General features: G+C 49.4%; 27 protein-coding genes. 13 read left to right on the top strand and 14 right to left on the bottom strand.

Annotated elements, in window-relative coordinates:
• Positions 1 to 21 precede the first annotated feature (21 nt).
• A complete protein-coding gene (locus tag O9X78_RS01395) occupies positions 22 to 849 on the top strand; it encodes a carbon-nitrogen hydrolase family protein (RefSeq protein ID WP_269617809.1) in 828 nt (275 codons plus the stop codon).
• An 8-nt stretch (positions 850 to 857) separates the two neighbouring features.
• Here the strand turns inward: O9X78_RS01395 and yjgA are convergent, their stop codons facing one another.
• The 12 genes from yjgA to O9X78_RS01335 form a co-directional block, all read right to left on the bottom strand.
• On the bottom strand, positions 858 to 1,367 hold the full coding sequence (gene yjgA / locus O9X78_RS01390; RefSeq protein WP_269617808.1) for a ribosome biogenesis factor YjgA: 510 nt from the start codon (positions 1,365 to 1,367) through the stop codon (positions 858 to 860).
• A gap of 51 nt (positions 1,368 to 1,418) precedes the next feature.
• Complete coding sequence (gene mgtE / locus O9X78_RS01385; protein ID WP_269617807.1) at positions 1,419 to 2,777, bottom strand: magnesium transporter; 1,359 nt, start codon at positions 2,775 to 2,777, stop codon at positions 1,419 to 1,421.
• A 177-nt stretch (positions 2,778 to 2,954) separates the two neighbouring features.
• Entirely contained in the window at positions 2,955 to 3,224 is a 270-nt protein-coding gene (locus tag O9X78_RS01380; protein ID WP_269617806.1) for an HPr family phosphocarrier protein, read from the bottom strand.
• 10 nt (positions 3,225 to 3,234) lie between these two features.
• Positions 3,235 to 4,092 carry an RNase adapter RapZ gene (gene rapZ, locus O9X78_RS01375; RefSeq protein ID WP_269617805.1) on the bottom strand — a complete coding sequence of 286 codons (858 nt, stop codon included), beginning with the start codon at positions 4,090 to 4,092 and terminating at the stop codon, positions 3,235 to 3,237.
• Between the two features lies 1 nt (position 4,093).
• Complete coding sequence (locus O9X78_RS01370; protein WP_269617804.1) at positions 4,094 to 4,543, bottom strand: PTS sugar transporter subunit IIA; 450 nt, start codon at positions 4,541 to 4,543, stop codon at positions 4,094 to 4,096.
• A gap of 39 nt (positions 4,544 to 4,582) precedes the next feature.
• Positions 4,583 to 4,870: a ribosome hibernation-promoting factor, HPF/YfiA family gene (gene hpf / locus O9X78_RS01365; RefSeq protein ID WP_269617803.1), complete on the bottom strand. Its 288-nt coding sequence runs from the start codon at positions 4,868 to 4,870 to the stop codon at positions 4,583 to 4,585.
• A 77-nt stretch (positions 4,871 to 4,947) separates the two neighbouring features.
• Entirely contained in the window at positions 4,948 to 6,438 is a 1,491-nt protein-coding gene (locus O9X78_RS01360; protein ID WP_269617802.1) for an RNA polymerase factor sigma-54, read from the bottom strand.
• Positions 6,439 to 6,581: 143 nt separating this feature from the next.
• Positions 6,582 to 7,307 (bottom strand): LPS export ABC transporter ATP-binding protein, encoded by a 726-nt coding sequence (gene lptB, locus O9X78_RS01355; protein WP_269617801.1) that lies wholly within the window; start codon positions 7,305 to 7,307, stop codon positions 6,582 to 6,584.
• A gap of 2 nt (positions 7,308 to 7,309) precedes the next feature.
• Entirely contained in the window at positions 7,310 to 7,942 is a 633-nt protein-coding gene (gene lptA, locus O9X78_RS01350) for a lipopolysaccharide transport periplasmic protein LptA (RefSeq protein WP_269617800.1), read from the bottom strand.
• Positions 7,929 to 8,498, bottom strand: coding sequence for an LPS export ABC transporter periplasmic protein LptC (lptC, locus tag O9X78_RS01345; protein WP_269617799.1), 570 nt, complete (start codon positions 8,496 to 8,498; stop codon positions 7,929 to 7,931). Before lptC ends, lptA begins: the two co-directional genes overlap by 14 nt.
• Before the next feature lie 3 nt (positions 8,499 to 8,501).
• Positions 8,502 to 9,023: a KdsC family phosphatase gene (locus tag O9X78_RS01340; protein ID WP_269617798.1), complete on the bottom strand. Its 522-nt coding sequence runs from the start codon at positions 9,021 to 9,023 to the stop codon at positions 8,502 to 8,504.
• A gap of 15 nt (positions 9,024 to 9,038) precedes the next feature.
• Entirely contained in the window at positions 9,039 to 10,013 is a 975-nt protein-coding gene (locus O9X78_RS01335; protein WP_269617797.1) for a KpsF/GutQ family sugar-phosphate isomerase, read from the bottom strand.
• A 191-nt stretch (positions 10,014 to 10,204) separates the two neighbouring features.
• On the opposite strand from O9X78_RS01335, the gene O9X78_RS01330 reads away from it, so the two are divergent.
• The 6 genes from O9X78_RS01330 (at position 10,205) to hisC (ending at position 15,587) form a co-directional block, all read left to right on the top strand.
• Positions 10,205 to 10,876 (top strand): MlaC/ttg2D family ABC transporter substrate-binding protein, encoded by a 672-nt coding sequence (locus O9X78_RS01330; protein ID WP_269617796.1) that lies wholly within the window; start codon positions 10,205 to 10,207, stop codon positions 10,874 to 10,876.
• Between the two features lie 118 nt (positions 10,877 to 10,994).
• On the top strand, positions 10,995 to 11,222 hold the full coding sequence (locus O9X78_RS01325; RefSeq protein ID WP_269617795.1) for a BolA family protein: 228 nt from the start codon (positions 10,995 to 10,997) through the stop codon (positions 11,220 to 11,222).
• 33 nt (positions 11,223 to 11,255) lie between these two features.
• Positions 11,256 to 12,521: a UDP-N-acetylglucosamine 1-carboxyvinyltransferase gene (gene murA, locus O9X78_RS01320; protein ID WP_269617794.1), complete on the top strand. Its 1,266-nt coding sequence runs from the start codon at positions 11,256 to 11,258 to the stop codon at positions 12,519 to 12,521.
• Between the two features lie 31 nt (positions 12,522 to 12,552).
• On the top strand, positions 12,553 to 13,218 hold the full coding sequence (gene hisG, locus O9X78_RS01315) for an ATP phosphoribosyltransferase (RefSeq protein ID WP_269617793.1): 666 nt from the start codon (positions 12,553 to 12,555) through the stop codon (positions 13,216 to 13,218).
• Positions 13,211 to 14,530, top strand: a complete 1,320-nt coding sequence (gene hisD, locus O9X78_RS01310) for a histidinol dehydrogenase (protein WP_269617792.1) — start codon at positions 13,211 to 13,213, stop codon at positions 14,528 to 14,530. The genes hisG and hisD overlap by 8 nt, the downstream gene beginning before the upstream one ends.
• Entirely contained in the window at positions 14,523 to 15,587 is a 1,065-nt protein-coding gene (gene hisC / locus O9X78_RS01305) for a histidinol-phosphate transaminase (protein ID WP_269617791.1), read from the top strand. The genes hisD and hisC overlap by 8 nt, the downstream gene beginning before the upstream one ends.
• A gap of 14 nt (positions 15,588 to 15,601) precedes the next feature.
• Here the strand turns inward: hisC and O9X78_RS01300 are convergent, their stop codons facing one another.
• Complete coding sequence (locus O9X78_RS01300) at positions 15,602 to 16,645, bottom strand: trypsin-like peptidase domain-containing protein (protein ID WP_269617790.1); 1,044 nt, start codon at positions 16,643 to 16,645, stop codon at positions 15,602 to 15,604.
• 107 nt (positions 16,646 to 16,752) lie between these two features.
• Between O9X78_RS01300 and O9X78_RS01295 the strand changes: the two genes are divergently transcribed.
• Positions 16,753 to 17,514, top strand: a complete 762-nt coding sequence (locus tag O9X78_RS01295; protein ID WP_269617789.1) for a Nif3-like dinuclear metal center hexameric protein — start codon at positions 16,753 to 16,755, stop codon at positions 17,512 to 17,514.
• A 43-nt stretch (positions 17,515 to 17,557) separates the two neighbouring features.
• On the opposite strand, the gene O9X78_RS01290 is transcribed toward O9X78_RS01295, so the two are convergent.
• The gene (locus O9X78_RS01290; protein WP_269617788.1) at positions 17,558 to 18,037 is read right to left on the bottom strand and encodes a Z-ring associated ZapG family protein; all 480 of its coding nucleotides are present in this window, start codon (positions 18,035 to 18,037) and stop codon (positions 17,558 to 17,560) included.
• A gap of 149 nt (positions 18,038 to 18,186) precedes the next feature.
• Here O9X78_RS01290 and zapE point away from each other — a divergent pair, with 149 nt between their 5' ends.
• From zapE to O9X78_RS01265, 5 genes are all read left to right on the top strand, one after another.
• Positions 18,187 to 19,293: a cell division protein ZapE gene (gene zapE / locus O9X78_RS01285; protein WP_269617787.1), complete on the top strand. Its 1,107-nt coding sequence runs from the start codon at positions 18,187 to 18,189 to the stop codon at positions 19,291 to 19,293.
• Between the two features lie 106 nt (positions 19,294 to 19,399).
• Entirely contained in the window at positions 19,400 to 19,828 is a 429-nt protein-coding gene (gene rplM, locus O9X78_RS01280) for a 50S ribosomal protein L13 (RefSeq protein ID WP_159239102.1), read from the top strand.
• A gap of 12 nt (positions 19,829 to 19,840) precedes the next feature.
• Complete coding sequence (rpsI, locus tag O9X78_RS01275; RefSeq protein WP_159239103.1) at positions 19,841 to 20,233, top strand: 30S ribosomal protein S9; 393 nt, start codon at positions 19,841 to 19,843, stop codon at positions 20,231 to 20,233.
• A gap of 238 nt (positions 20,234 to 20,471) precedes the next feature.
• The gene (petA, locus tag O9X78_RS01270) at positions 20,472 to 21,068 is read left to right on the top strand and encodes a ubiquinol-cytochrome c reductase iron-sulfur subunit (RefSeq protein ID WP_269617786.1); all 597 of its coding nucleotides are present in this window, start codon (positions 20,472 to 20,474) and stop codon (positions 21,066 to 21,068) included.
• Positions 21,068 to 23,125 (top strand): ubiquinol-cytochrome c reductase, encoded by a 2,058-nt coding sequence (locus O9X78_RS01265; protein WP_269617785.1) that lies wholly within the window; start codon positions 21,068 to 21,070, stop codon positions 23,123 to 23,125. Before petA ends, O9X78_RS01265 begins: the two co-directional genes overlap by 1 nt.
• Positions 23,126 to 23,140 lie beyond the last annotated feature (15 nt).

The following is a 23,140-nucleotide window of genomic DNA, read 5'->3' as shown; positions in this document are numbered from 1 at the left end:
ACATGAATAAAGGTGACTGGCATGCGCCATTCCGATTCATTGTCACTCCCTAAAGTTGCTGCACTGCAAATGGTGTCGGTAGATCAATTGCCGGTGAATTTGGTGCGTGCGGAAGCGTTAGTTTCAAAGGCCGCTGCTAAAGGCGCGAAGTTGGCGGTGTTACCTGAAAATTTTGCCTTATTCGGCAGCAAAGATATTTTTAAGTTGGCGATTTCTGAAGGTAAGCATGGCGAGCTGCAACAGTTTCTTTCGGGGTTGGCAAAAAAATACCAAATCACACTAGTTGGAGGCAGTATTCCGCTGCCAGCAGACGACGGTCGAGTTTTCGCAACGTCTTTGGTTTATGGCGCTGATGGGGTGTGTTTAGGCGCTTATCGCAAGATTCACCTATTTGATGCCGATGTTGGCGATGCGCAGGGTAGTTATCGAGAGTCAGAAAGTTACGCACCGGGCGATGCAGTAGCGGTATTTGATTCGGACATAGGCCGTCTTGGCATTGGTATTTGCTACGACTTACGTTTTCCTGAGCTATTTCGCACCATGGTCGATAAGGGCGCAGATATTATCGTGCTGCCGTCAGCGTTTACTCGGCAAACGGGCTGGGCGCACTGGTTGCCGCTATTACGTGCGCGAGCGATAGAAAATCAATGCTTGGTTGTTGCGGCCAATCAAGGGGGTATTCATGATGCCAAGCGCCAAACATCGGGTGGCTCAGTAGTTATCGATAGCTGGGGTCGAGTGTTGGCCGAGGCGGGTCTAGGTGAGGCCTGTGTCGTTGCTGAGTTTGACCGTGAAGAGCAAAATGCGTTGCGGCGACGGATGCCGGTTGCACAGCACCGTCGTATATAAAGCGGCAATCAATCTTTTACTTTGTGTTCCTGTAACTCTTTTAAATATTGAAAAAGTTTACGTTTCGCCGCCGGCGGCTTGTTTGCTTTGGCGTCTTTCGCAACTTGTAGAATCAGCGTTCGTAAGCGTTGGCGGTCTGCATCTGGAAATTGTTCAACGACTTTTTCAATGCCGGGCAGGCCTTCTTCAACAATTTGATCGCGTAAACCCTCAAGGCGATGGAATGCGCGAGCCAATTCGCGCTGTCCTTCCTCGCGCTTAGTTAACCCCGCTTCTATCTCGCTTAGGTCAATGCCGCGCATCAACTTGCCAATGTATTGCAATTGGCGACGCAAACCCTCGCGGCTGGTTAGTCGGCGAGCAGTGGAAATGGCTTCGCTGAGGTGTTCGTCGCGAATGGGAATTTTGGCCAATTCGTTGTTGCTGAGTTTCACCAGCTGTTCGCCAAGCTGCTGTAGTGCCTGCATTTCTTTTTTAACTGCGGTTTTACTGGGGCGTTCTATTTCTGATTCGGTCACGTTGCGATCCGTTTATTTAACTAATGGTGTTTTTGTATAGTTCGAACGTCGTTAACCGTAAAAGTAACTGGCCAGTCCGAGAAAGGATAGAAAGCCAATTACGTCGGTAACGGTGGTTAGCACGACGCCGCCCGCAAGGGCAGGGTCTATATTCATCGATTTCATGGCCAGTGGCAGTACTGCGCCAGCCAGCGCTGCGGTAATTAAATTGATGATCAGCGCCGCGCCGATAATACCGCCCATCAGAGGATCGTCAAACCATAGTGTGGTCGCACCGGCGACAATGATAGCCCAAACGACGCCATTAATTGCGCCCACTGTCATTTCACGACTAATTAGCCAGCGGCTGTTGTCGCGGCTAATGTGACCCAAGGCCATACCGCGAATAACAACCGTAAGTGTTTGGGTGCCTGCAACGCCGCCCATGCTTGCTACAATCGGCATCAATACGGCTAGGGCGACGACTTTTTCGATAGTGCCTTCGAATATATTGATCACACCAGAGGCAATAAATGCGGTGAGCAAATTTATACCCAGCCACACGGCGCGTCGCGGTGCAGTTGTCATAACGGCTGCGAAGGTGTCTTCATCTTCGTCTAAACCGGCCATGCTCATTAAAGAGTGGTCGGACTCTTCGCGAATAACGTCAACCACGTCATCGATGGTAATACGACCTAGGAGCAAACTGTTGTCATCGACTACCGGTGCAGATACCCAGTCGTGCCGAGCGAAGAGGGTTGCGACTTCTCGCGATGACATGCGTGCGGGAATCGGCTCTACTTCGGTGTCCATGATTTCGCGCACGGTGACGCTGGGGTCTGATACCAAAAGTTTGCGTAGCGACAAAACCCCAATGTATTGATCGTTGCGGTTAACAACCAGCAGGCTGTCGGTCATCTCCGGTAGTTGTTCGTGGCGGCGCAAATAGCGAAGCGCAACATCGAGGGTGATATTTGGGCGAACCGTGATGGTGTCGGTGTTCATCAAACCACCGGCACTGTCTTCATCGTAGGATAGTACGTGCTCTACTCGAATCCGATCCTGATGATCCATTGAGTCGAGAACTTCGCGAATGACGCGGTCGGGCAGCTGCTGGAGGATATCCGCGATATCATCAGCTTCCAGCCCCTCAGTAATGGTGGCGACTTCTTCCGCGTCCATTTGACGCAGGAACTGGCTCTGCACTTCATCGTTAAGATGCTGAAGAATGTCACCTTCATTCTCTATGTCGATGAGCTGCCATAGCACACTACGGATTTTGTGCGGCGTGGATTCTATTAAGTGGGCCGCGTCTGCAGGGGGCAAACCGTTGAGCATGCGACGGATTTGCAGGAAGCCCCCAGAACCCAGTGCTTCGTTCAGGGTTTTGAGTTGGCTCTCGGTTTGAAGCTTGTCAGCAGTCTGGGCCATACCTATCCCTAGTGCAGTGTCCTGTATAAAGCAGTTAATAGCTATTTTATACAGGACACTGCACTTACCTGAACCATTAAGCGGAAAGAAAAATGTGGGTTAATTATCCTTTAAAGTACAGCCTGCAACAATCCACAAGGCTTAGCTAACGAGCATAAATGCGTCATATTCCGTTAATTATTCCGCTTCGCCGAAACGTTGCGAGATAATATCGAGTACCGCGGACAAAGCTTCGCGTTCATCCTCTCCATCACAGTGCACTTTTATTTCTGTACCTTTGCTCGCGGCTAGCATCATTACAGCCATAATGCTTTTACCGTCCACTGTTCTATCGCCAACACTGATTTGAATGCTGGCGCCAAACGCGCCCGCTGTAGACACTAATTTAGCTGCTGCGCGGGCATGCAGGCCGAGTTTGTTGATGATTATTATATTGGATTCGACCATCTTCGGTACTCTAATACTGCAGTTCGCGATGGCGAACTTGCAGGTCTGGGTAAGTGCTGCGTAAGTCCTTGGCAAGCGTTTCGGCCATGTATACTGAGCGATGTTGACCGCCTGTGCAACCGATGGCAATAGTGAAATAGCTACGGTTGCTCGCTTCTATTTTGGGGAGCCAATGTTGCAGATATTGCAGTATGTCGGCGCGCATTAGCTTTACATCTTCTTGGCTAGCTAAGAATTCTTGCACGGCTTGGTCTAGTCCGGTGAGTACACGCAAATCTTCTTGCCAGTGGGGGTTCGGCAACATGCGAAGATCGTAAACTAGGTCGGCATCGATCGGCAGGCCTCGCTTAAATCCGAAAGATTTCAATTGCACTGCAAGTTTACTGGCGTCGACTCCGAGAATACGGTCGCGGATGGTCGCGCGTAATTCATGAACCGTCATGTCGCTGCTATCTATTGCTAGCGAAGCCTCGACGACGATCGGTTCGAGCAGCGTAGATTCGAGTTTTATCGCGTCAGCGAGCGGCAAAGAATCTGTTGTTAGGGGGTGCCGGCGACGTGTTTCACTGAAACGTTTTATGAGCTTATTGTCAGTCGCATCTAAAAAGACTATCCGCAAGTGCGCATGCTTTTTGACTTCGTCACACAAGGATTTAAACCGCGCGAGTTCGTCTTGTGAGTTACGCGCATCGATACATACGGCAACTTGCTGATGTACTTTTAAGGTGCTTTGCGATAGTTCTCTGACCAATTCTGGCAGCAGTGACACTGGAAGATTGTCGATGGCGTAAAAACCTTCGTCTTCGAGTTGGTGAAGAGCCGTGCTTTTGCCGGATCCCGAGCGTCCACTGAGAATGATCAGATTCATGCTAGTTTGTGATGGCGCGTTTATACAGCGTTTCGTTATCTTCGGCGCTGCGCAGTTGATTGCGATAGTCCGCTTCATTAAACGCGGTTGCTAGCGCGCCGAGTACTTTTAGATGTTCGTCGTGGGCTTCGGCAGGAACGATGAGGGCAAATATAAGATCGACGGGCTCGTCATCAATGGCCTCAAAATCGATGGTCTGTTCCAGTTTTAAGAGCATGCCGGTGATACTTCTGCAGCGGCTGCTGCGGCAGTGCGGAATTGCCACGCCGTGCCCAATGCCTGTGCTACCTAAGCGTTCGCGGGCGAGTAGTTCATTGAATAACTCGTCAGCGTCAAAATCTGAATTGTCCGCGGCGACCGCTGCGGCAATGTGTTCGAGTAAGCGCTTTTTGCTGGTGACGGGCGCACCGCATTCGGTGCGCCCTGTGGTTAGTATGGATTCAAGTGTCATGATGTTTACGTTTTGTCTAGGAGTGGATGCGCGGGGCCATTAGCGGCCCAGCGTTTTTTCTTTGTGTTTGATTAGTTGGCGATCCAGTTTGTCTGTCAGGCTATCAATTGCAGCATACATGTCCTCGGACTCGCAGGTAGCAAACAAATCGGCGCCGGCAACATGCACTGTCGCTTCTGCTTTTTGCACTAATTTCTCAACCGTCAGAGTGACATCGGTATTGGTTATATTGTCAAAGTGTCGCTGGAGTTTCGTCAGTTTATTGTTTACATAATCGCGGAGGGCTGGGGTAACGTCTACGTGATGACCACTTACAGTAATCTGCATATATTGCTCCTTCATCGCTAAAAAATGCTGTCGCCTCGCGGCGAGTTGCTGCTTGCGGTAATCACTCGATTACCGCGTTAAACCAGTCGTTTCCGCTCGTTTGAGGGCGGAATAACCAGTGATTCTCTGTATTTGGCAATGGTGCGTCGCGCAACTTGAATGCCTTGTTCGGCAAGTAAATCTGTAATTTTACTGTCGCTTAAGGGTTTGCGTGGGTTTTCTGACGCCACCAGTTTTTTAATTAAGGCGCGTATGGCCGTACTTGAGCATTCGCCGCCAGTGTCTGTAGATACATGACTAGAAAAGAAGAACTTAAGTTCAAAAATTCCACGCGGGGTATGCATATACTTTTGGGTGGTGACCCGCGAGATTGTGGATTCGTGCATGCCAACGGCTTCTGCAATGTCGTGCAGCACTAGTGGCTTCATCGCCTCTTCGCCATATTCTAAAAAGCCGCGTTGGTATTCGACAATTTTGCTGGCGACTTTCATCAGTGTTTCGTTGCGGCTAATCAAACTTTTTATGAACCAGCGCGCTTCTTGGAGATTGTCGCGAATATAATCATTGTCGCTGCTATTACTGCTTTGCCTCGCCATTGAGGCGTATTGCGCATTGATTTGAATTTTTGGCGCAATATCAGGGTTCAGTTCGACAAGCCAGCGGCCATCTTTTTTGCTAACAAAAACGTCGGGTATGACGTATTCGGTGTCATCGCTGCCAATCGCATTGCCAGGAGTTGGGTCAAGTGATTGGATTAGCTTTAATATATCGCGCAGCTGTTCTTCTTTTAAGCGGCAGCGCCGCATAATTTGGTTATAGTCTCTATTGCCGAGTTGTGCCATGTGTTGGCTGACAACTAAGTAGGCTTCTTCTACAAGTGGGGTACTGCGAGGCAGCTGCTTTAATTGAATAAGTAGGCATTCCTGCAGGTCTCTGCCACCCACTCCCGGCGGGTCAAACTGCTGAATGAGGTGTAAAACCGCGTTGAACTCTTCGATTTCTATCGCATTATTGTCAAAACTTTCTACCAGTTCTTCTGCACTGACCGTGAGGCGACCTTTTTCATCGATGGCATCGATAATCGCCGCCGCGATCATTTGGTCAATGTCAGAAAGTCGGCTAAGGTTTAGCTGCCAGCGAAGGTGGTCTTGAAGTGAATCTGAGCTGGAGTGGCGATAGTCGTTGTTGTAGTCGCTATCTTCTCCCGAGGAGCTGCTGCCGGAGCCGCTACCACTGGTTTGGAAGACATCGTCCCACTGGCTGTCTACGGGCAAGTCTTCTGGAATATCACTGCGTTCGGCCCACTCGGTATCGGCTTCAGGCTGCGGTGCTTCAGTTTCGTTGTCTGTGGCTTTTTCAGGTTTTTTGGGTTCGGCGGACGTTGGCTCGGTATTGACTTCAATTTCGCCGTCGTCATCGCTAATTTCCAGTAAAGGATTGGAATCTAGCGCGGACTGAATTTCTTGCTGAAGGTCTAGTGTGGACAGTTGTAATAAACGAATCGCCTGCTGCAGCTGGGGGGTCATTGTCAGGCTTTGGCCGACTTTTAGCTGTAGCGATTGTTTCATAGGCGGTGGCTTCTACAACGTGAAAAAAATGGTAACGCGAACGGTGTTTCGTTCTACCGGCACTGTGTATGCCTCCATGTCAGTGTAGTCGCGACATGGGTTCCCTGCAATACCTGTGCCGATTCATTTATACGGAACTCTACTTATAAAGTAAATTTGTCGCCTAAGTAAATATCTCGGACGATTTGGTTGTTGAGCACTGCTTCGGCGTTACCTTCGGCGACTATGCGGCCTTCGCCCACGATGTACGCTTTATCACAAATATCTAAGGTTTCTCGTACATTGTGATCGGTGATCAAAACGCCAATTCCTCGGGCTTGCAAGTGCCGAACAATATTTTGAATATCGTTTACCGATATTGGATCAACGCCCGCAAAGGGCTCGTCAAGCAGAATAAAGCTCGGTTCTGTTGCTAATGCACGGGCAATCTCGACTCTGCGTCGCTCGCCGCCGGATAATGCCATTCCCTGAGATTTGCGGATATGGGTGATGTGGAACTCTTGCAGCAAAGCCTCTAATTTGTCTTTACGTTGACTGCGATTCAGGTCCTTTCGGGTCTCAAGTATCGCCATGATATTATCGGCGACACTGAGTTTTCGGAAAATGGACGCTTCCTGCGGAAGGTAGCCAACGCCATGTTTGGCGCGTCCTTGTATTGACAGTTTGGTGAGGTCTCGGTCGTCTAGTTTAATCGATCCTCGGTCAGCGTTCACTATGCCAACAATCATATAAAAACAGGTGGTTTTACCCGCCCCATTTGGGCCGAGTAGACCGACGATTTCACCGCTGCTAATCTTCAGCGATACGTCTTTTATGATTTCTCGGCCTTTATACGCTTTCGCGAGGTTGTTCGCTTGCAAGACTGGCATGGTTAGTTCGTTTCCTCTGCGGCAGGAGGGGTTGCCGCGTTGGTATCTTTTGGGGCAGGAGCACTTGATTCAGGTTTTTCTTGGTTTTGGATTGCTTTCGGGGGGGCGCTAGTTCCGCTAGGTGCAATAACGGGCTCGTCAGGCACTGCCTGAGGTTGAAGCGTCATTTTAACTCGGTTTTCTTTTTCGTTACTGCCACCGTCAGCAACTACCATTTGCTTGCGGCCGCTATACACAACTCTATCGCCGGAAATTTTCGAGCCCTGATGGGTAATAGAGGCGTTTCTTTGTAGCAAAATCTCTTCTTGCTGAAGGCTGTATTCAATGCGTTGGGCGCTGGCTACAACGATCCCTTCATCGGCGCGGGGTTGCTGTTCAAAGTAGGCTGGTGTGCCTTCTGCGATCACTTTTTCTACTTTTCGATCCGACTCAACGATGGTCAATTTATCGGCACGAATTTTAAGTGAGCCTTGGCTCATAGTGACGTTGCCGATATAGATGCCCTGATTTTTCTCGTATACCGCGCGATCAGAACTGAGGTTGATCGCCTGTTTCCGGTCATCGGGAAGGCTAAGTGCAAGATGGCTCACACTGATAAAAAGCACGGCACTGAGTGCGGCTTTAGTAAGGTTCATAGCGGCCTTTTACCTGGTCTAGTAGTTCAACGCGCTCATCTTTAAGGCTTGCTTGCATGCCTACTGAGTCTGTTTTGCCGTTGCGTAATTTGAGTGTAAGCGCCAGCGGCGTGCTTACCTCGCTATTTTCAAGATTAATGTTTAATGCTTCGGTGGTGATTTCCGCCTGGCGGATGAGATCTTTCACTACCACAGTGTGCTCTAAAATCAGTTGCTCACCGTCCTGCGATAGTTTTCCTGTTAGCGCGCTCGCAGTCCATGGCCGCTGCTCGGCGATGTTACCAATATAAAAGGGTTCTTGTAGGGTTATTGAGCCATCAGAAATCAAACGCTCAGCGCTACTTGCATGCCACTGGTACGCAATTTCTCCATCAGCACTGTATTTCAAGCCTTTTACTTTGGTGAGGTGAGAGTCCGCGTCTGGGGTGGCTTCAAACTCGTCAACAATACTCAGCTTGCCACTCTCGCTGTATTGGGTTAGATACACTACTGTACCTGCCAATGCGGTAATGGCGGATAAAACCGAGAGAATGGTAAAGAAATTGAATCCTTTCATGGTTTAGAGGTATTGCTCCAGGGCGTCATTTAGTTTGCCTTGGGCCTTTAGTATGAGTTCACATATTTCTCTAATTGCGCCATGCCCCCCGGCTGCTTTGGTTTGCCAGTCCGCGTGTCTTGCCACATAGTAATGACCATTCGCGACGGTGATGCCCAAGCCTGCTTGACGGACGGCAGAAAGATCGGGAAGGTCATCCCCCACATAGGCGATCTCTTCAAAACTTAGTCCTTGGTCGCTACGCAGCTCTTCCAGAGCAACAAGCTTGTCTTCGCGGCCCTGATAAATGATATCGATTTTTAACTCTGCTGCACGACGAGCCAATAGTTCGGAGCTGCGGCCAGTGATGATTGCCGGTTTTATACCTGCATCGCGTAATAATTTGATGCCTAAGCCGTCGAGAATACTGAAGGCTTTCATTTCTTCACCGCTATTTCCAAAGTACAAACTGCCGTCGGTGAGGACACCGTCGACGTCCATAGCCAGCAGTTTGATGGTTTTTGCTTTTTCTATCACGCTTTGCATGTGTTTATAAAATCTCTAGGCTACGCCGGCTTTTAGCAGGTCGTGGGTATGAATGACGCCAACTGGCTTGTTCTCGCTGTCGACCGCCACCAGTACGGTAATTTTATTGTCTTCCATGACGCGCAAGGCTTCTGCGGCCATCGTACCGGGCTGAATAGTACGGCAATTGCGCGTCATAATGTCATCAATTGGGCTGCTGTGTATATCTATGCCGCGATCAATGGCCCGCCGTAGGTCACCATCGGTAAAAATTCCCGCTAGCGACCCTTGCTCGTCGACGACAGCGGTCATGCCGAGGCCCTTAGTGCTCATTTCAAGTAAGGCTCGGCTCAGCGCGCTGCCCAACGTAACCGAGGGAATCGCCGCACCGGTGTGCATTATGCTGTCGATTTTTAGCAATAATCTCCGGCCTAGTGCGCCGCCGGGATGAGACATGGCAAAGTCGTTGGCGGTAAATCCGCGGGCTTCCAAAAGTGCGATTGCCAGCGCATCACCCATTACGAGAGTTACCGTGGTGCTAGATGTAGGCGCGAGATTGAGTGGGCAGGCTTCTTCGCTAACGGCTACGTTTAAATGGACGTCGGCGCTGGTTGCCAGTTCTGAGTCCGGGTTGCCCGTTAGCGCGATGACCGGAACCGCTAATAGTTTTAGCAGTGGCAAAATAGTAATCAGTTCTGCGGTGGTGCCTGAGTTAGACAGCGCGATGACGACATCGCCTGAGGTAATCATGCCTAAATCACCATGGCTGGCTTCACCGGGGTGGACAAAAAAAGCCGGTGTGCCGGTGCTGGCGAGGGTGGCGGCAATTTTATTGCCGATATGGCCGGATTTACCCATTCCAGTAACAACCACACGACTTTTGCAGGACAATAAAATATTGCAGGCGCGTTCAAAGCTCTCGTCAATTCGCTCAGACAAGACGCTGACTGCATCGCGTTCCATGGTGATCACGCGTTTTGCAGAGCTGATAAAGCTTGGATTGTTGGTCACGGTGGATACCTTGTTTATTTGTGTTGCCCGTTCAGCTGGGGCTAATGTTGGGTATGATAATTTCCAATGTGACAAAATAACAGGTTTAGCTTAGGTCTGAATCGGGAGTCATTAGCGTAAAATGTGGTCGAAGCTCGCAGTTGCCCGTATTTTGTTGGTAATAACAGGCGGATAAAAATTAAGGGGATGATATGTTAAAAAAATTAGGAATCACGTTATTCATAGTGTTCGGCATGCTTTCACAGAGTTTTGCAGCTGAAAAGGGTCCCTATGAGGTTGTTGCAGATACTACTCAAGAACTGGTGAAAGTGATTGAGGACGCGCGCAGCTATATCGATAAAGATCCACAACGCTTTAACAATGAAGTTCGTCGTATCATGGATGATGTTGTCGATTTTCAAAGCTTTGCTCGCGGCATCATGGGCAAATACGGTAGCCGTGGTTATTACGAAAGTTTAAAAACAGAAGCTGAGCGAGCGCAATTTCGCGACCGAGTCATTCGTTTTACCAATAGCTTTAAAGATGGCTTGATTAATACATACTCAAAAGGCCTGCTGGGCTTTAACGGCAATCGTATAGAAGTCCTTCCGTTGGCAGATGATGTTGATTTGTCAGGTAGCGTCGGCGTCCGCCAAGATATTTACGGTGAACGCGCTAAGCCTTATCAAGTTGTATATACGCTTCGTCAAGGGTCTGACGGTGCTTGGAAGCTACGTAATGTGATTATCGAAGGCTTGAATTTGGGACGTATATATCAGAATCAATTCGATGCTGCGGTCAAACAGTACGGTGGTGACATCGATAAAGTTATTGATAACTGGACTGTCGCACCTCAAGAAGTAATGGAAAAAGCTGCTGAGTAATTTGGCGGCATTATGAGCGAGGTGTAAAGCCCACTGGGGTTTCGCCTCGCCATGTTCTCCGCAATTGCGTACAATTCCGCGCTTGAGTAACTCGGTGGTGGATACGAGCGGAATGGGCATGCAAATAGAGCATATCGAACAACGTCTTTCAGAACATTTTCCCAATAGCGAGCTGGCAGTCAGTGGCGATGGTAGTCACTTTGATGTGCGGGTGGTTAGCGATGTCTTTGCAGGTTTGCGCGCAGTTAAGCGCCAACAGCTTGTTTATGCAGCGGTAAATGATTGGATTCGGGATGGCTCTTTACACGCCATTAATATTAAAGCGTTGACCCCCGAAGAAGCCTAATCCTAAGGCTTACCGGAATTTCCAGGAGATTTCATGGATAAGTTGCTTATATCCGGCGGCGGCCCGTTGGCTGGTGAAATTCGTATTTCAGGCTCAAAGAATGCGGCGCTACCAATTTTGGCAGCAACATTGCTGTCTAGTGAGCCGGTAATGATCCGCAATCTGCCTCATTTGCATGATATTACGACAATGATTGCGCTGTTGCGCAGTATGGGGACGGAGTTACTTGTTGACGAGAACCTAGGCGTCGAAATTAACGGGTCTACCACGACGACAACCACAGCGCCCTACGAACTCGTTAAAACCATGCGTGCGTCAATTTTGGTTTTAGGGCCGTTGTTGGCACATTTTGGTCATGCGCGGGTGTCTTTTCCTGGTGGTTGCGCCATCGGCAGTCGGCCGGTTGATCAGCATTTGCGTGGCTTAGAGGCCATGGGAGCGACTATTGATGTCGATGCCGGGTATATCACAGCTCGTGCACCTGAGGGCGGCTTACGTGGCGCCCATGTCTTGTTTGATATGGTTACTGTTGGCGGCACTGAAAATGTAATGATGGCGGCAGCACTCGCAAAAGGTAGGACGGTACTTGAAAACGCCGCGCGGGAGCCGGAGATAGTAGATTTAGCCAATTGCCTTATTGCCATGGGGGCGAAAATTACTGGCCACGGTAGCGCCACGATTGTTATTGAAGGTGTTGAGCGACTGCATGGTTGCACTTATACCGTGATGGCAGATCGTATTGAGGCGGGTACCTATTTGGTTGCCGCTGCAGCGACCAGAGGTTCTATTCGCCTTCGTGATATTGGTCCTGAAACTCTTGAGGCAGTGCTGGTTAAATTAGAAGAGGCCGGTGCTAAAATCGAGTCTGGTGATAACTGGATTTGTTTGGATATGGAAGGTCGTCGCCCTAAAGCGGTTAACGTTAAGACAATGCCCTATCCTGGTTTCCCCACGGATATGCAGGCGCAGTTTACCGCCATGAATGCGGTGGCGGATGGTGTTTCTCATGTCACCGAAACCATATTTGAAAATCGCTTAATTCAAACCCATGAGATGAATCGAATGGGCGCTAAGATTAGCATCGAAGGCAATACCGCAATGATTACGGGTACAGAGCGCTTGAAGGCGGCTCCCGTAATGGCGAGCGATTTACGCGCGTCGGCGAGTCTTGTCATTGCTGGTTTAGTGGCCGATGGCGATACCTTGGTGGATCGTATTTACCATATTGATCGCGGTTATGAATGTATTGAGGAAAAATTCCTCGCGCTTGGGGCGACCATTCGCCGCGTAGCTAATTAGACAATATGAGTTCAGTACCTGGAGTTTATTTGTGAATCAGCCGGTTACTATTGCGCTTACAAAAGGGCGTATATTGAAAGAAACCCTACCTTTGCTGGCGGAGGCAGGCATTGTGCCGGCTGAAGATATTAGCAGCAGTCGCAAGCTGATTTTTGAGACCAATCACCCGCATATTCAGTTAATTGTTATTCGCGGTACCGACGTGCCTACCTACGTGAAGTTGGGTTCGGCAGATATTGGCGTGGCGGGTAAAGATATGCTGTTAGAGGTCGGCGCAGGCGATATGTATGAGCCGCTAGATCTTAATATTGCCCGGTGCAAATTAATGACTGCAGGGCGCGTTGGAGAGTCCTTGCCTCAGGGGCGCGTTCGTGTTGCTACCAAGTTTGTCAATGTCGCTCGGCGTCATTTTGCAGAGCGTGGCATCCAAGTCGAACTTATTAAGCTTTATGGGGCTATGGAATTGGCGCCCTTGATGAATTTGGCGGACTTAATTGTCGATATCGTTGATACCGGAAACACACTACGTGCTAACGGTATGGAGCCTCGTGACATGATTGCCGATGTCAGTTCACGTTTGGTCGTGAATAAGGCGGCGATGAAGCGCAAACATAAGAGTATCCAAGACATAATTGTTAAATTAACCGCGGCTGTTGAGGCCCGTCAGCGAGCGGAGGAGGTCGTCAGCAATGGCTGATACTCTGATAAAACGAATGACGTCGAGCGATGCTGATTTTGATTCGGCGTTGACCGCATTGCTTGATTGGGAATCTGTATCTAATCCCTCCGTGGTTGAAACAGTGGCCGATGTACTGGCTAAGGTGCGTGGGGAAGGCGATGCCGCGGTGGTCGGGTTCACTCAGCGTTTTGATGGCTGGGAGGCGAAGGGCGCCGCTGATTTAGAAATTCCTCGCAGTCGTTTGCAAACAGCGCTGGAAAATATAGATGGCGATGTGCGCGCAGCACTCGAAACGGCTGCGCAGCGTATACGAGATTATCACCAGCATCAGCGTCAAGAGTCGTGGTCTTACCGTGAAGCGGACGGCACCTTGCTGGGCCAGCAAATTACCGCGCTTCAGCGCGTCGGTTTATACGTGCCCGGTGGTAAAGCGACGTATCCTTCGTCAGTATTAATGAATGCTATTCCTGCTAAAGTAGCGGGTGTCGATGAATTGATTATGGTGTCGCCAACCCCCAAAGGTTTTATAAATGAGATGGTATTGGCTGCGGCGGCGATTGCAGGTGTCGATCGTGTATTTACTATTGGCGGTGCGCAGGCGATAGCGGCGTTAGCCTACGGTACTGAGTCCATTCCTAAGGTTGATAAGATAGTTGGTCCCGGCAATATTTTTGTGGCGACTGCTAAGCGGCAAGTATTTGGTAGCGTTGGTCTAGATATGATCGCAGGGCCGTCGGAAATTCTCATTATTTGCGACGGTAAAACCGATCCTGATTGGATTGCGATGGATTTGTTTTCGCAAGCCGAGCACGATGAAGATGCGCAATCTATTCTACTAAGTCCTGATGCGGCGTTCTTAGATCTGGTGGCTGAGAGTATTGCGCGTTTGCTACCCCAATCTGAGCGCGCAGATATTATTCGTCAGTCCTTGGCAGAGCGCGGCGCCTTAATTTTGGTCAAGGATATAGATGAGGCGGTTCATTTGAGTAATCGAATTGCGCCTGAGCATTTGGAATTGTCGCTTGAAAATGCGGAGCAGTGGCTAGCTAAAATACGTCATGCCGGCGCTATTTTTATGGGGCGTTACACCCCAGAAGCGCTGGGAGATTACTGCGCTGGACCAAACCACGTTTTACCTACATCCGGCACGGCGCGGTTTTCATCACCCTTAGGTGTGTATGACTTTCAAAAACGGTCTTCGCTGATAGGGTGTTCTGCTGTCGGCGCCTCAGAACTGGCAAAAGTGGCGTCAATTCTTGCTCGCGGTGAATCCTTAACGGCACATGCGCGCAGTGCTGAGTACCGCATATTGGATGATCGAGATGAGTAGATTTTGGAGCCCCTTTGTCAAGGATTTAGTGCCCTATGTTCCCGGTGAGCAGCCTAAATTAAGCAAGTTAACCAAGCTAAATACAAATGAAAATCCTTATGGGCCGTCGCCACAGGTGTTGGAAGTTATCAAGGCGGAAGCCGGAGACGCTTTGCGCCTTTACCCTGACCCGAATAGCGACGTATTAAAGAGCGCGATTGCGGATTATCACGGTGTGTCTGCGTCTCAGGTGTTTGTCGGAAACGGTTCTGATGAAGTGTTAGCTCATGTTTTTCATGGGCTTTTTCAGAATGGTAAGCCGCTGCTGTTCCCAGATATTACCTACAGTTTTTATCCGGTCTATTGCGGGCTATATCAGATTCCCTTCGAAGCAATACCGCTGGATGAATCTTTCCAGATACGCATTGAAGAGTATCGGGGTATTAACGGCGGTATTATTTTCCCCAACCCCAATGCGCCAACGGGGTGTTTTTTAGCCTTGGCGGAAATTGAGCGGCTATTGTCGGTCAATAATGAAACCGTGGTTGTGATTGATGAGGCCTATGTTGATTTTGGTGGCGAGACGGCAATCTCTTTGGTTGATCGCTATCCGAATCTGCTGGTGACTCAAACCCTGTCAAAGTCTCGTTCGCTGGCGGGATTAAGAGTTGGTTTTGCAGTGGGGCACCCGGATTTGATTGAGGCTCTAGAGCGAATCAAAAATAGTTTTAATTCTTATCCCTTGGATCGCCTTGCTCAGATGGGTGCTGCGGCATCGTTTGCTGATCAGTCTTATTTCGAGCAAACCTGCAATGCGGTTATCGCAGAGCGCGAGACGATGGTAAGCCGTCTGGAGGCTCTGGATTTTCAGGTGCTGCCGTCGGCGGCTAATTTTGTTTTCTGCAGGCACCGACACCGCGATGCGTCTGAATTGGCAGCAGGTTTGCGCGAAGATGGCGTAATAGTTCGTCATTTCAATATGGCGCGAATTGACCAGTATTTGCGGATTACTGTGGGTCGTCCAGAGGATAGCCAGGTGTTGTTTAACTCGCTACAGCGTCTGCTCCTAGTAAACTAATGTTCTTGTGCGGTCTAGCTATTGGGCCGCATGGCAACTTCCGTTTCAATCGTCATAGGCTCTTCACCACGTAGCAAGTTGATTTTGACTCGCTCACCAGGACGAGTGTAGGTGATGAGCTTCATGCCAGCGTGGCCATCGCCCACTTGCTCTCCATTTATATTGATTAATATATCGCCGATTTTTAAACCCGCTTTTTCCGCTGGGCCGCTGGCGGCGAGCGCGGTGATAATTACGCCGTTGGTGCCCACACCGACCGGCTGTACTTCTATTCCTAGCCAGCCGCGCAATGGGCGTCCGTAGCTGATTAAGTCGCTCATAGTTCGCAGTGCAAGGTCAGTGGGAATCGCTAGGCCGATTCCGGTTGAGCCTCCGCTTTGGGTGTAAATCGCGGTATTGATTCCAAGTAAGCGGCCTTTTGTATCGATGAGTGCGCCACCCGAATTTCCGGGATTTATCGCCGCGTCTGTTTGAATGAAGTTCTCAAACTGACTTAGACCTAGGCCATAGCGGCCCGTAGCACTGACGATGCCTTGAGTGACGGTTTGACCAAAGCCGTAGGGGTTGCCGATGGCGAGAACGATATTGCCGACGTGGATTTTTGCTGGGTCACCGATGGTGATGCTAGTGAGGTTGTCGAGATCAATTTTTAATACCGCAAGGTCGGTGTCCGCATCGCTTCCTATTACGCTGGCGAGGGCTTGGCGACCGTCGTGAAGTAATACTAGAATCTCGTCAGCACCTTTGATCACGTGGTAATTTGTGAGTAGGTAGCCCGCGTCGCTTACAATAACTCCGGATCCGAGGCTTCGCTCAAGTTGTTGTTTGACGCGGCCATTGCGACTGAAAAAATGTTTAAAAAGTGGGTCGTCAGCAAGCGGGTGGCGCTGCTCTACTACTTTGGTGGTGTAGATGTTTGCGACTGCTGGAGCGGCATGTTCAACTGCGTAGACGTAGTCTTGATCGCGCTGGCTAGGAAGATAGGCGAGTATGCATAGGCCGAGTAAAAGGCCGCAGATGGTTGGCCAAATAAGGGGTTTAAGGCTGTGCCGTGTCAAATGCCCGTCCTCGTTGAATGATTATTAGAGAAGAGCGATGGTGGCTCGTCTTAATGGGGTGCTAGCCTAGCACGAAAAGTGATTTTTCAGAATTAATGTGAGGGTATATGACGGTTTCACTTAAGGCCTTGGTGGCGGCAGCCGATGAAATTCTAGAGCCTGCCCAGTTTAACGATTACTGCCCTAATGGCTTGCAGGTTGCAGGTTCTGATCAGGTTGCGCGTATTGTGTCTGGTGTGACGGCCTCGCAGGCCTTAATCGAGGCTGCCATTGCTGAAAATGCGGACGCTATTCTGGTTCATCACGGCTATTTTTGGCGGGGCGAAGACCCGTGTATTGTCGGTATGAAGCGCAACCGTTTAGCATTGTTGCTGGCGAATAATATCAGTCTCATCGCCTACCACTTGCCATTAGATGCGCATCCGGTATTAGGTAATAACGCGCAATTGGCTAAGCGGTTGGGGATCGAGGTGGATGGTGGCTTGGATGCTAATCATTCGCGATCAGTGGGGAATGTTGGGTATTTGGCTGAGGCTGTGTCTGCGGATGTGTTTGCCGAACATGTTAGGCGGGTTTTGGGGCGTACGCCATTGCTAGAAGTAGGTCATGATCGACCTATTAAGCGTATTGCTTGGTGTACTGGTGGGGCGCAATCTTATATTGATAAGGCGGTTGCCGCGGGGGTGGATGCGTATTTAAGTGGCGAGGTCTCTGAGCCAACAATATTGGCGGCAAGAGAATTAGGTATTCATTACATAGCAGCCGGTCACCACGCTACCGAGCGCTATGGTATTCAGGCCTTGGCAGAAAATCTGGCCGATCGATTTGGTTTGTATCACCGCTTTATTGATATCGATAATCCGGCCTAACCTATTGGTTGGCCGGTTGTTTGCTGCAGGATTGATTCTTAGTTTAGGCGTGGGGCGAAACAGGGGGTTCGATGTGATCTTTTGGTTTCTTTTCAGATTCCATGCCGAACTCTTCGTGCAGTGCGCCTTTTTTGCCGGGCTGTCTTGGTGCGTAATCTAGGGGTGGCGCAGACGGCGCCAATTTGCTCGGCTTGTTATCTAATACTGGCCGGCCTTCGGGAATCGCCTGCAGCGGGCTGATGCCGGTGCTGTGCAAGTTCTGGGCGCCTTCAACAATGTGGTTGTGAACGCTTCGGTAACTCTCAGCAAGTTCGTTTAACAGCTCGCCGGTGCGGTCGAAATGGTGGCTAACTTCTTGCTGGTAATCTTGCTGTTGGCGTTGCATGTCATTGAATTGCTTTTCTAATGCCGCGCGGTTTTGCTCCTCGGGCTTTAAGCGTCCAAGAATGAAATAGCCGATTGCTGCGCCGCTGAGCAGGCAGATAATGGCGACCGTGATTAGTGTGTAGATATCTTCTTGCACAGAGGCTCCTCCGATGAGTCGACGTATTTGTCACTCTATGAGCAACAGTATAACTGCTCACCGCTCGGGGTTCAGTATTCACCGATAAAAAATTGCTAAATAGGCGTCGGCTCGGTACAGTTGCGCCCGTCTTGAAAGAGGCTAGATGCATGTCTACACCAATACAGCGCTATCAGCATGATTTAACGCAGGCCGATTTTTCCTATGATCCGGCTCAGGAATATGCTGTTCAATGTTTACAGCGGCTCTATGATGATTTGCTTGCTCCGCTGACGCGCAATATGGGCTTCTTTGCTCGCGTGGGGGCGAAAATAGCTGGTCGTCGTGAGCCAGAGGTGGCGATTCAGGGTTTGTATTTCTGGGGTGGTGTCGGTAGGGGTAAAACCTATTTGATGGACACCTTTTATGACACGCTGCCCTTTGACAACAAAATGCGCGCCCATTTTCATCGGTTTATGCAGCGTGTTCATCGTGAGCTAAAATCGCTCTCTGGTGAGAAAAATCCCCTTGTTATTGTTGCTGATCGTATTGCTGACGAGGCGCGGGTGATTTGTTTTGATGAGTTTTTTGTGTCGGATATTACCGATGCTATGATTTTGGCAGGGCTATTCGAAAGATTGTTTGCCCGCGGTGTAGTTCTGGTGGCAACCTCAAATATCGTCCCCGACGGTTTGTATAAAGATGGCTTGCAGCGCGCGCGGTTTTTACCGGCGATTGCATTGATAAAAGAAAGGGTAGAGGTCGTTAATGTCGATGGCGGCGTTGACTATCGTTTGCGCGCCTTAGAGCAGGCAGAGCTGTATTACCATCCTTTAGGAGAGTCGGCTGATCAAAGTTTAGCCTTAAGTTTTAAGCGTTTGGCCCCTGAGGTAGCGTGTGCTGACCAGTTGCTAGATATAGAGGGTCGACATATTAAGGCCTTGTTTGTGGCAGATGACGTGGCGTGGTTTGATTTCTCTGAGCTGTGTGATGGGCCGCGAAGCCAATATGACTACATAGAATTGGCTCGGGTATTTCATGCGGTAGTCATTAGCAATGTTCCGCAAATGGGCGCAGGGCGTGATGATCAGGCGCGACGTTTTATTAATTTGATAGATGAGTTTTACGACCGCAACGTTAAGCTGGTATTATCCGCGGCGGCACCGCTGGAGAAGTTATATACTGGTGGTCGCTTGGATTTTGAGTTTGAACGGACGCAGAGCCGTTTGCTCGAGATGCAATCAGAGGAATATTTGGCTTGTGAGCACAAGCCGTAGTTCGTAGATAATTATGACGTATAAAACAATATTCCACTTGAAAAACCCTTGGCGCTTATGTAGTATTCGCGCTCTTTGTTCGGTACGGGCCCTATAGGCGAGAAACATGAAAACCTTAAGCGCAAAACCCAGTGACGTAATACACGACTGGTACGTAGTAGACGCCGCCGAAAAAACATTGGGTCGTTTGGCCAGCGAAATTGCGCATAGACTGCGCGGTAAGCATAAGCCTGAATACACGCCTCATGTTGATACTGGCGATTATATCGTTGTCGTTAACGCGGAAAAAATTCGCGTTACGGGCAACAAAGCAACTGGTAAAATCTATCACCACCACACTGGTTATCCAGGTGGATTGAAGTCTATTAGCTTCGAAAAGTTGATTGATAAAGCCCCTGAGCGTGTGATCCAAGGAGCGGTTAAGGGTATGCTACCCAAGAACCCGCTGGGTCGTGCAATGTTTAAAAAATTGAAAGTCTACGCTGGAACTGAGCATCCCCATACCGCTCAGCAACCAGTTGAACTGAATATCTAACGGAAGCGCAATATGTCAGCCACCCAGTATTACGGTACAGGTCGCCGTAAAACCTCCTCAGCACGTGTATTCCTAAAAGCAGGAACAGGTGCTATATCAGTTAATGCTCGTACTCTTGATCAGTATTTTGGTCGTGAAGTTGCGCGTATGATCGTTCGTCAGCCGCTTGAGCTGGTCGAAATGGCTGAAAAGTTTGATGTGACTGTAACAGTAAGCGGTGGTGGCAGTTTTGGCCAGGCTGGCGCAATTCGTCACGGCATCACTCGTGCTTTGATGGAATACGACGAAGGCCTACGTAGTGGTCTACGTAAAGCCGGTTACGTCACTCGCGATGCTCGCGAAGTTGAGCGTAAGAAAGTCGGTCTGCGTAAAGCACGTAAGAAGCCGCAATTCTCCAAGCGTTAACCGCGACGGCCGCCAGGCCTGTGGAGATTGCCGTTACGGCACTCGGAAAACGCCCACGAGCTATTATGTGGGCGTTTTTTTTTGCGCATTTTAAGATTCGTATTCGGATCTGGACTGCTCATCAATGTTGTCAGCAAGGGCCAAGTTCATTACTATTTGGCCCATTTGGAATTTTGGATTTGGCTCTGTTTAGAGAACAGGGTCTGCCTGAGTTTTCGTATATTATGGGGGAATCGTCATGAGTAATGACGGCATAAATACAGGGCGTCGACGTTTTCTGACGGCTGCAACTTCAGTTGTGGGTGCCGCGGGAGCAGTCGGTATAGCGACACCATTTGTGGGTTCTTGGAATCCAAGCGCTAAGGCAAAGGCTGCAGGTGCTCCAGTGAAAGCTGATATCGGCAAATTAGAGCCGGGTCAGATGGTCGTGGTTGAGTGGCGTGGCAAACCAGTTTACGTCGTGCGTCGGACTGAAGAGCAAATCGCGGGTTTGAAACAGTTAGACCAATATTTAAAAGATCCTGATTCCACTGGATCTGATCAACCATCTTATGTCGACACTGAAACACGTGCTATTCGCCCCGAGTACTTGGTGTTGGTTGGTCTATGCACACACCTAGGTTGTGCGCCGGCGCATCGCCCTGAGGTTGGTGTTCCAGATTTGGGCGGTAAAGCGTGGCTTGGTGGTTTCTTCTGCCCTTGTCATGGTTCGCGCTTCGATTTGGCGGGACGTGTATATCAGGGCTCACCTGCGTCTCAAAACCTCGTTGTCCCTCCGTATTCCTACGAGGGTGACAACGTGCTTGTTATCGGTATTGATCAGGGGGCTGCGTAATGGTCAAGATGTTAGTGGGTCTGCGTGATTGGGTTGATGCCCGTCTTCCTATTATGCGCGCGTGGGATACCCATATGGGTAAATACTACGCGCCGAAAAACTTTAATTTCTGGTACTTCTTTGGTGTGTTATCACTAGTTGTGCTGGTAAACCAGTTGCTAACTGGTGTTTGGTTAACAATGAGCTTTACCCCGAGCTCAGAAGAGGCGTTCCGCTCTGTTGAATACATCATGCGGGATGTCGAGTTTGGCTGGATAATCCGTTATATGCACTCCACTGGCGCCTCGGCGTTTTTTATTGTGGTTTATCTGCATATGTTCCGCGGTTTGTTGTACGGTTCATATAAAAAGCCCCGTGAGTTGATCTGGGTTTTTGGTATGTTCATTTTCCTAGCGTTAATGGCTGAAGCCTTTGTGGGTTACGTGCTGCCGTGGGGACAAATGTCATATTGGGGTGCGCAGGTTATCATCTCTTTGTTCGGTGCAATCCCTGTTGTTGGTGATGACATCGTTCAGTGGATACGTGGTGATTATCTCATCTCTGGAATCACGCTCAACCGTTTCTTCGCTCTGCATGTTGTTGCTCTACCTATCGTGTTGATCGCCTTGGTTGTGTTGCACTTGTTAGCATTACATGAAGTTGGTTCGAACAACCCAGACGGCGTTGAGATCAAAAAGAATAAGGATGCCAATGGTATTCCTTTAGATGGCGTTGCTTTCCATCCTTACTACACGGTTCATGATTTAACTGCGATTGCTGTGTTCCTATTCGTCTTCTGCGCCATACTTTTCTTCGGGCCAGAAATGGGCGGTTACTTTATAGAGCACGCTAACTTTGAAATTGCGAATGGCTTGAAGACGCCCGCGCACATTGCACCGGTATGGTATTTCACGCCGTTTTATTCGGTATTGCGTGCAGTGCCCGATAAACTGCTAGGTTTTGTTGCCTTTGGTTCTTCGGTAGCGATCCTGTTCCTATTGCCTTGGCTTGATCGCAGCCCAGTAAAGTCTATTCGCTATAAAGGCCGTGTTAGCAAAGTTGCTATTTTGATCTTTGTTGCATCATTCTTGATCCTTGGTGTACTTGGTGTGAAAGCGCCAACCGAGGCTCGTACTTTGTTGGCGCGTATTTGTTCGGTGATTTATTTTGCATTCTTTATCTTGATGCCTTTCTGGACCAAGTGGGAAGCGACTAAGCCTGAGCCTACACGTACTACTGATGGCGGAATGGGTTTTTGGAAGAGCATGCTGGTTCTTCTGGTGGTGATATTGTTGACCGTGTTGCCACTGAAAGCGGCTGGGGCCGAGGCTGAATTCGACTGTGGCACCGTAGCCTGTGATCATATTGACACTGATGTGTCTGATATGGCATCGCTGCAAAGCGGTGCTACAACTTATATGAATTATTGTATGGGTTGTCATTCACTTGAGTATGGTCGCTATCAACGTACCGCTGATGATCTAGGTATTCCGGTTGAGTTGTTCGATAAATATTTGAAGCTAGATGCGAGCGCTAAAATTGGTTCGCTTATGACTAACTCCATCGCGGCTGCAGATGCAAAAAAGTGGTTTGGCGCAGCGCCGCCTGACTTAACCTTGGTTGCTCGTGTTCGGTCCCCTGAATGGTTGTATACCTACCTTCGTACATTTCATTCAGACCCGTCACGCCCTTGGGGTGTGAACAATAAGGTCTTTAAAGATGTAGGTATGCCACATGTTTTGGCAGAACTTCAGGGTATGCCTGAGTGCGCGCCCGGTCCGGTTCATGCTCATAATGGTGGCGTGTTACGCGATCCGTTAACCGGTAAAGACGTTTTGTTTGGTGAAGATGGTAAGGCGTTGAATCCCTGTGGTTCTTTCACCTATTCAAGCGAAGGCACATTGAGCCCAGCCGAATATGATAAAGTTATTTACGATTTGGTAAATTTCTTAGAGTACGTTGGTGAGCCTGCCCAATTAAAAAGCAAGCGTATCGGCGGATTCGTGTTGTTATTTATCGCCCTGTTCTTTGTATTTACGTACTTGTTGAATCGTGAATATTGGAAGGATGTGCATTAAAAGTTTGCTACTTGC

Source organism: Zhongshania aquatica (assembly GCF_027257955.1).
GTDB classification, from domain to species: Bacteria; Pseudomonadota; Gammaproteobacteria; order Pseudomonadales; family Spongiibacteraceae; genus Spongiibacter; species Spongiibacter aquatica.
Note: the sequence above shows the minus strand (reverse complement) of the source record. Positions and strands in the feature narration are given on the sequence as shown.

Coding starts and splice junctions, on each gene's coding strand:
- O9X78_RS01395 (WP_269617809.1), top strand. CDS start 22: ATGCGCCATTCCGATTCATTGTCACTCCCTAAAGTTGCTGCACTGCAA.
- mgtE (WP_269617807.1), bottom strand. CDS start 2,777: ATGGCCCAGACTGCTGACAAGCTTCAAACCGAGAGCCAACTCAAAACC.
- O9X78_RS01380 (WP_269617806.1), bottom strand. CDS start 3,224: ATGGTCGAATCCAATATAATAATCATCAACAAACTCGGCCTGCATGCC.
- rapZ (WP_269617805.1), bottom strand. CDS start 4,092: ATGAATCTGATCATTCTCAGTGGACGCTCGGGATCCGGCAAAAGCACG.
- O9X78_RS01370 (WP_269617804.1), bottom strand. CDS start 4,543: ATGACACTTGAATCCATACTAACCACAGGGCGCACCGAATGCGGTGCG.
- hpf (WP_269617803.1), bottom strand. CDS start 4,870: ATGCAGATTACTGTAAGTGGTCATCACGTAGACGTTACCCCAGCCCTC.
- O9X78_RS01360 (WP_269617802.1), bottom strand. CDS start 6,438: ATGAAACAATCGCTACAGCTAAAAGTCGGCCAAAGCCTGACAATGACC.
- lptB (WP_269617801.1), bottom strand. CDS start 7,307: ATGCCAGTCTTGCAAGCGAACAACCTCGCGAAAGCGTATAAAGGCCGA.
- lptA (WP_269617800.1), bottom strand. CDS start 7,942: ATGAACCTTACTAAAGCCGCACTCAGTGCCGTGCTTTTTATCAGTGTG.
- lptC (WP_269617799.1), bottom strand. CDS start 8,498: ATGAAAGGATTCAATTTCTTTACCATTCTCTCGGTTTTATCCGCCATT.
- O9X78_RS01340 (WP_269617798.1), bottom strand. CDS start 9,023: ATGCAAAGCGTGATAGAAAAAGCAAAAACCATCAAACTGCTGGCTATG.
- O9X78_RS01330 (WP_269617796.1), top strand. CDS start 10,205: ATGTTAAAAAAATTAGGAATCACGTTATTCATAGTGTTCGGCATGCTT.
- O9X78_RS01325 (WP_269617795.1), top strand. CDS start 10,995: ATGCAAATAGAGCATATCGAACAACGTCTTTCAGAACATTTTCCCAAT.
- murA (WP_269617794.1), top strand. CDS start 11,256: ATGGATAAGTTGCTTATATCCGGCGGCGGCCCGTTGGCTGGTGAAATT.
- hisD (WP_269617792.1), top strand. CDS start 13,211: ATGGCTGATACTCTGATAAAACGAATGACGTCGAGCGATGCTGATTTT.
- hisC (WP_269617791.1), top strand. CDS start 14,523: ATGAGTAGATTTTGGAGCCCCTTTGTCAAGGATTTAGTGCCCTATGTT.
- O9X78_RS01295 (WP_269617789.1), top strand. CDS start 16,753: ATGACGGTTTCACTTAAGGCCTTGGTGGCGGCAGCCGATGAAATTCTA.
- zapE (WP_269617787.1), top strand. CDS start 18,187: ATGTCTACACCAATACAGCGCTATCAGCATGATTTAACGCAGGCCGAT.
- rplM (WP_159239102.1), top strand. CDS start 19,400: ATGAAAACCTTAAGCGCAAAACCCAGTGACGTAATACACGACTGGTAC.
- rpsI (WP_159239103.1), top strand. CDS start 19,841: ATGTCAGCCACCCAGTATTACGGTACAGGTCGCCGTAAAACCTCCTCA.
- petA (WP_269617786.1), top strand. CDS start 20,472: ATGAGTAATGACGGCATAAATACAGGGCGTCGACGTTTTCTGACGGCT.
- O9X78_RS01265 (WP_269617785.1), top strand. CDS start 21,068: ATGGTCAAGATGTTAGTGGGTCTGCGTGATTGGGTTGATGCCCGTCTT.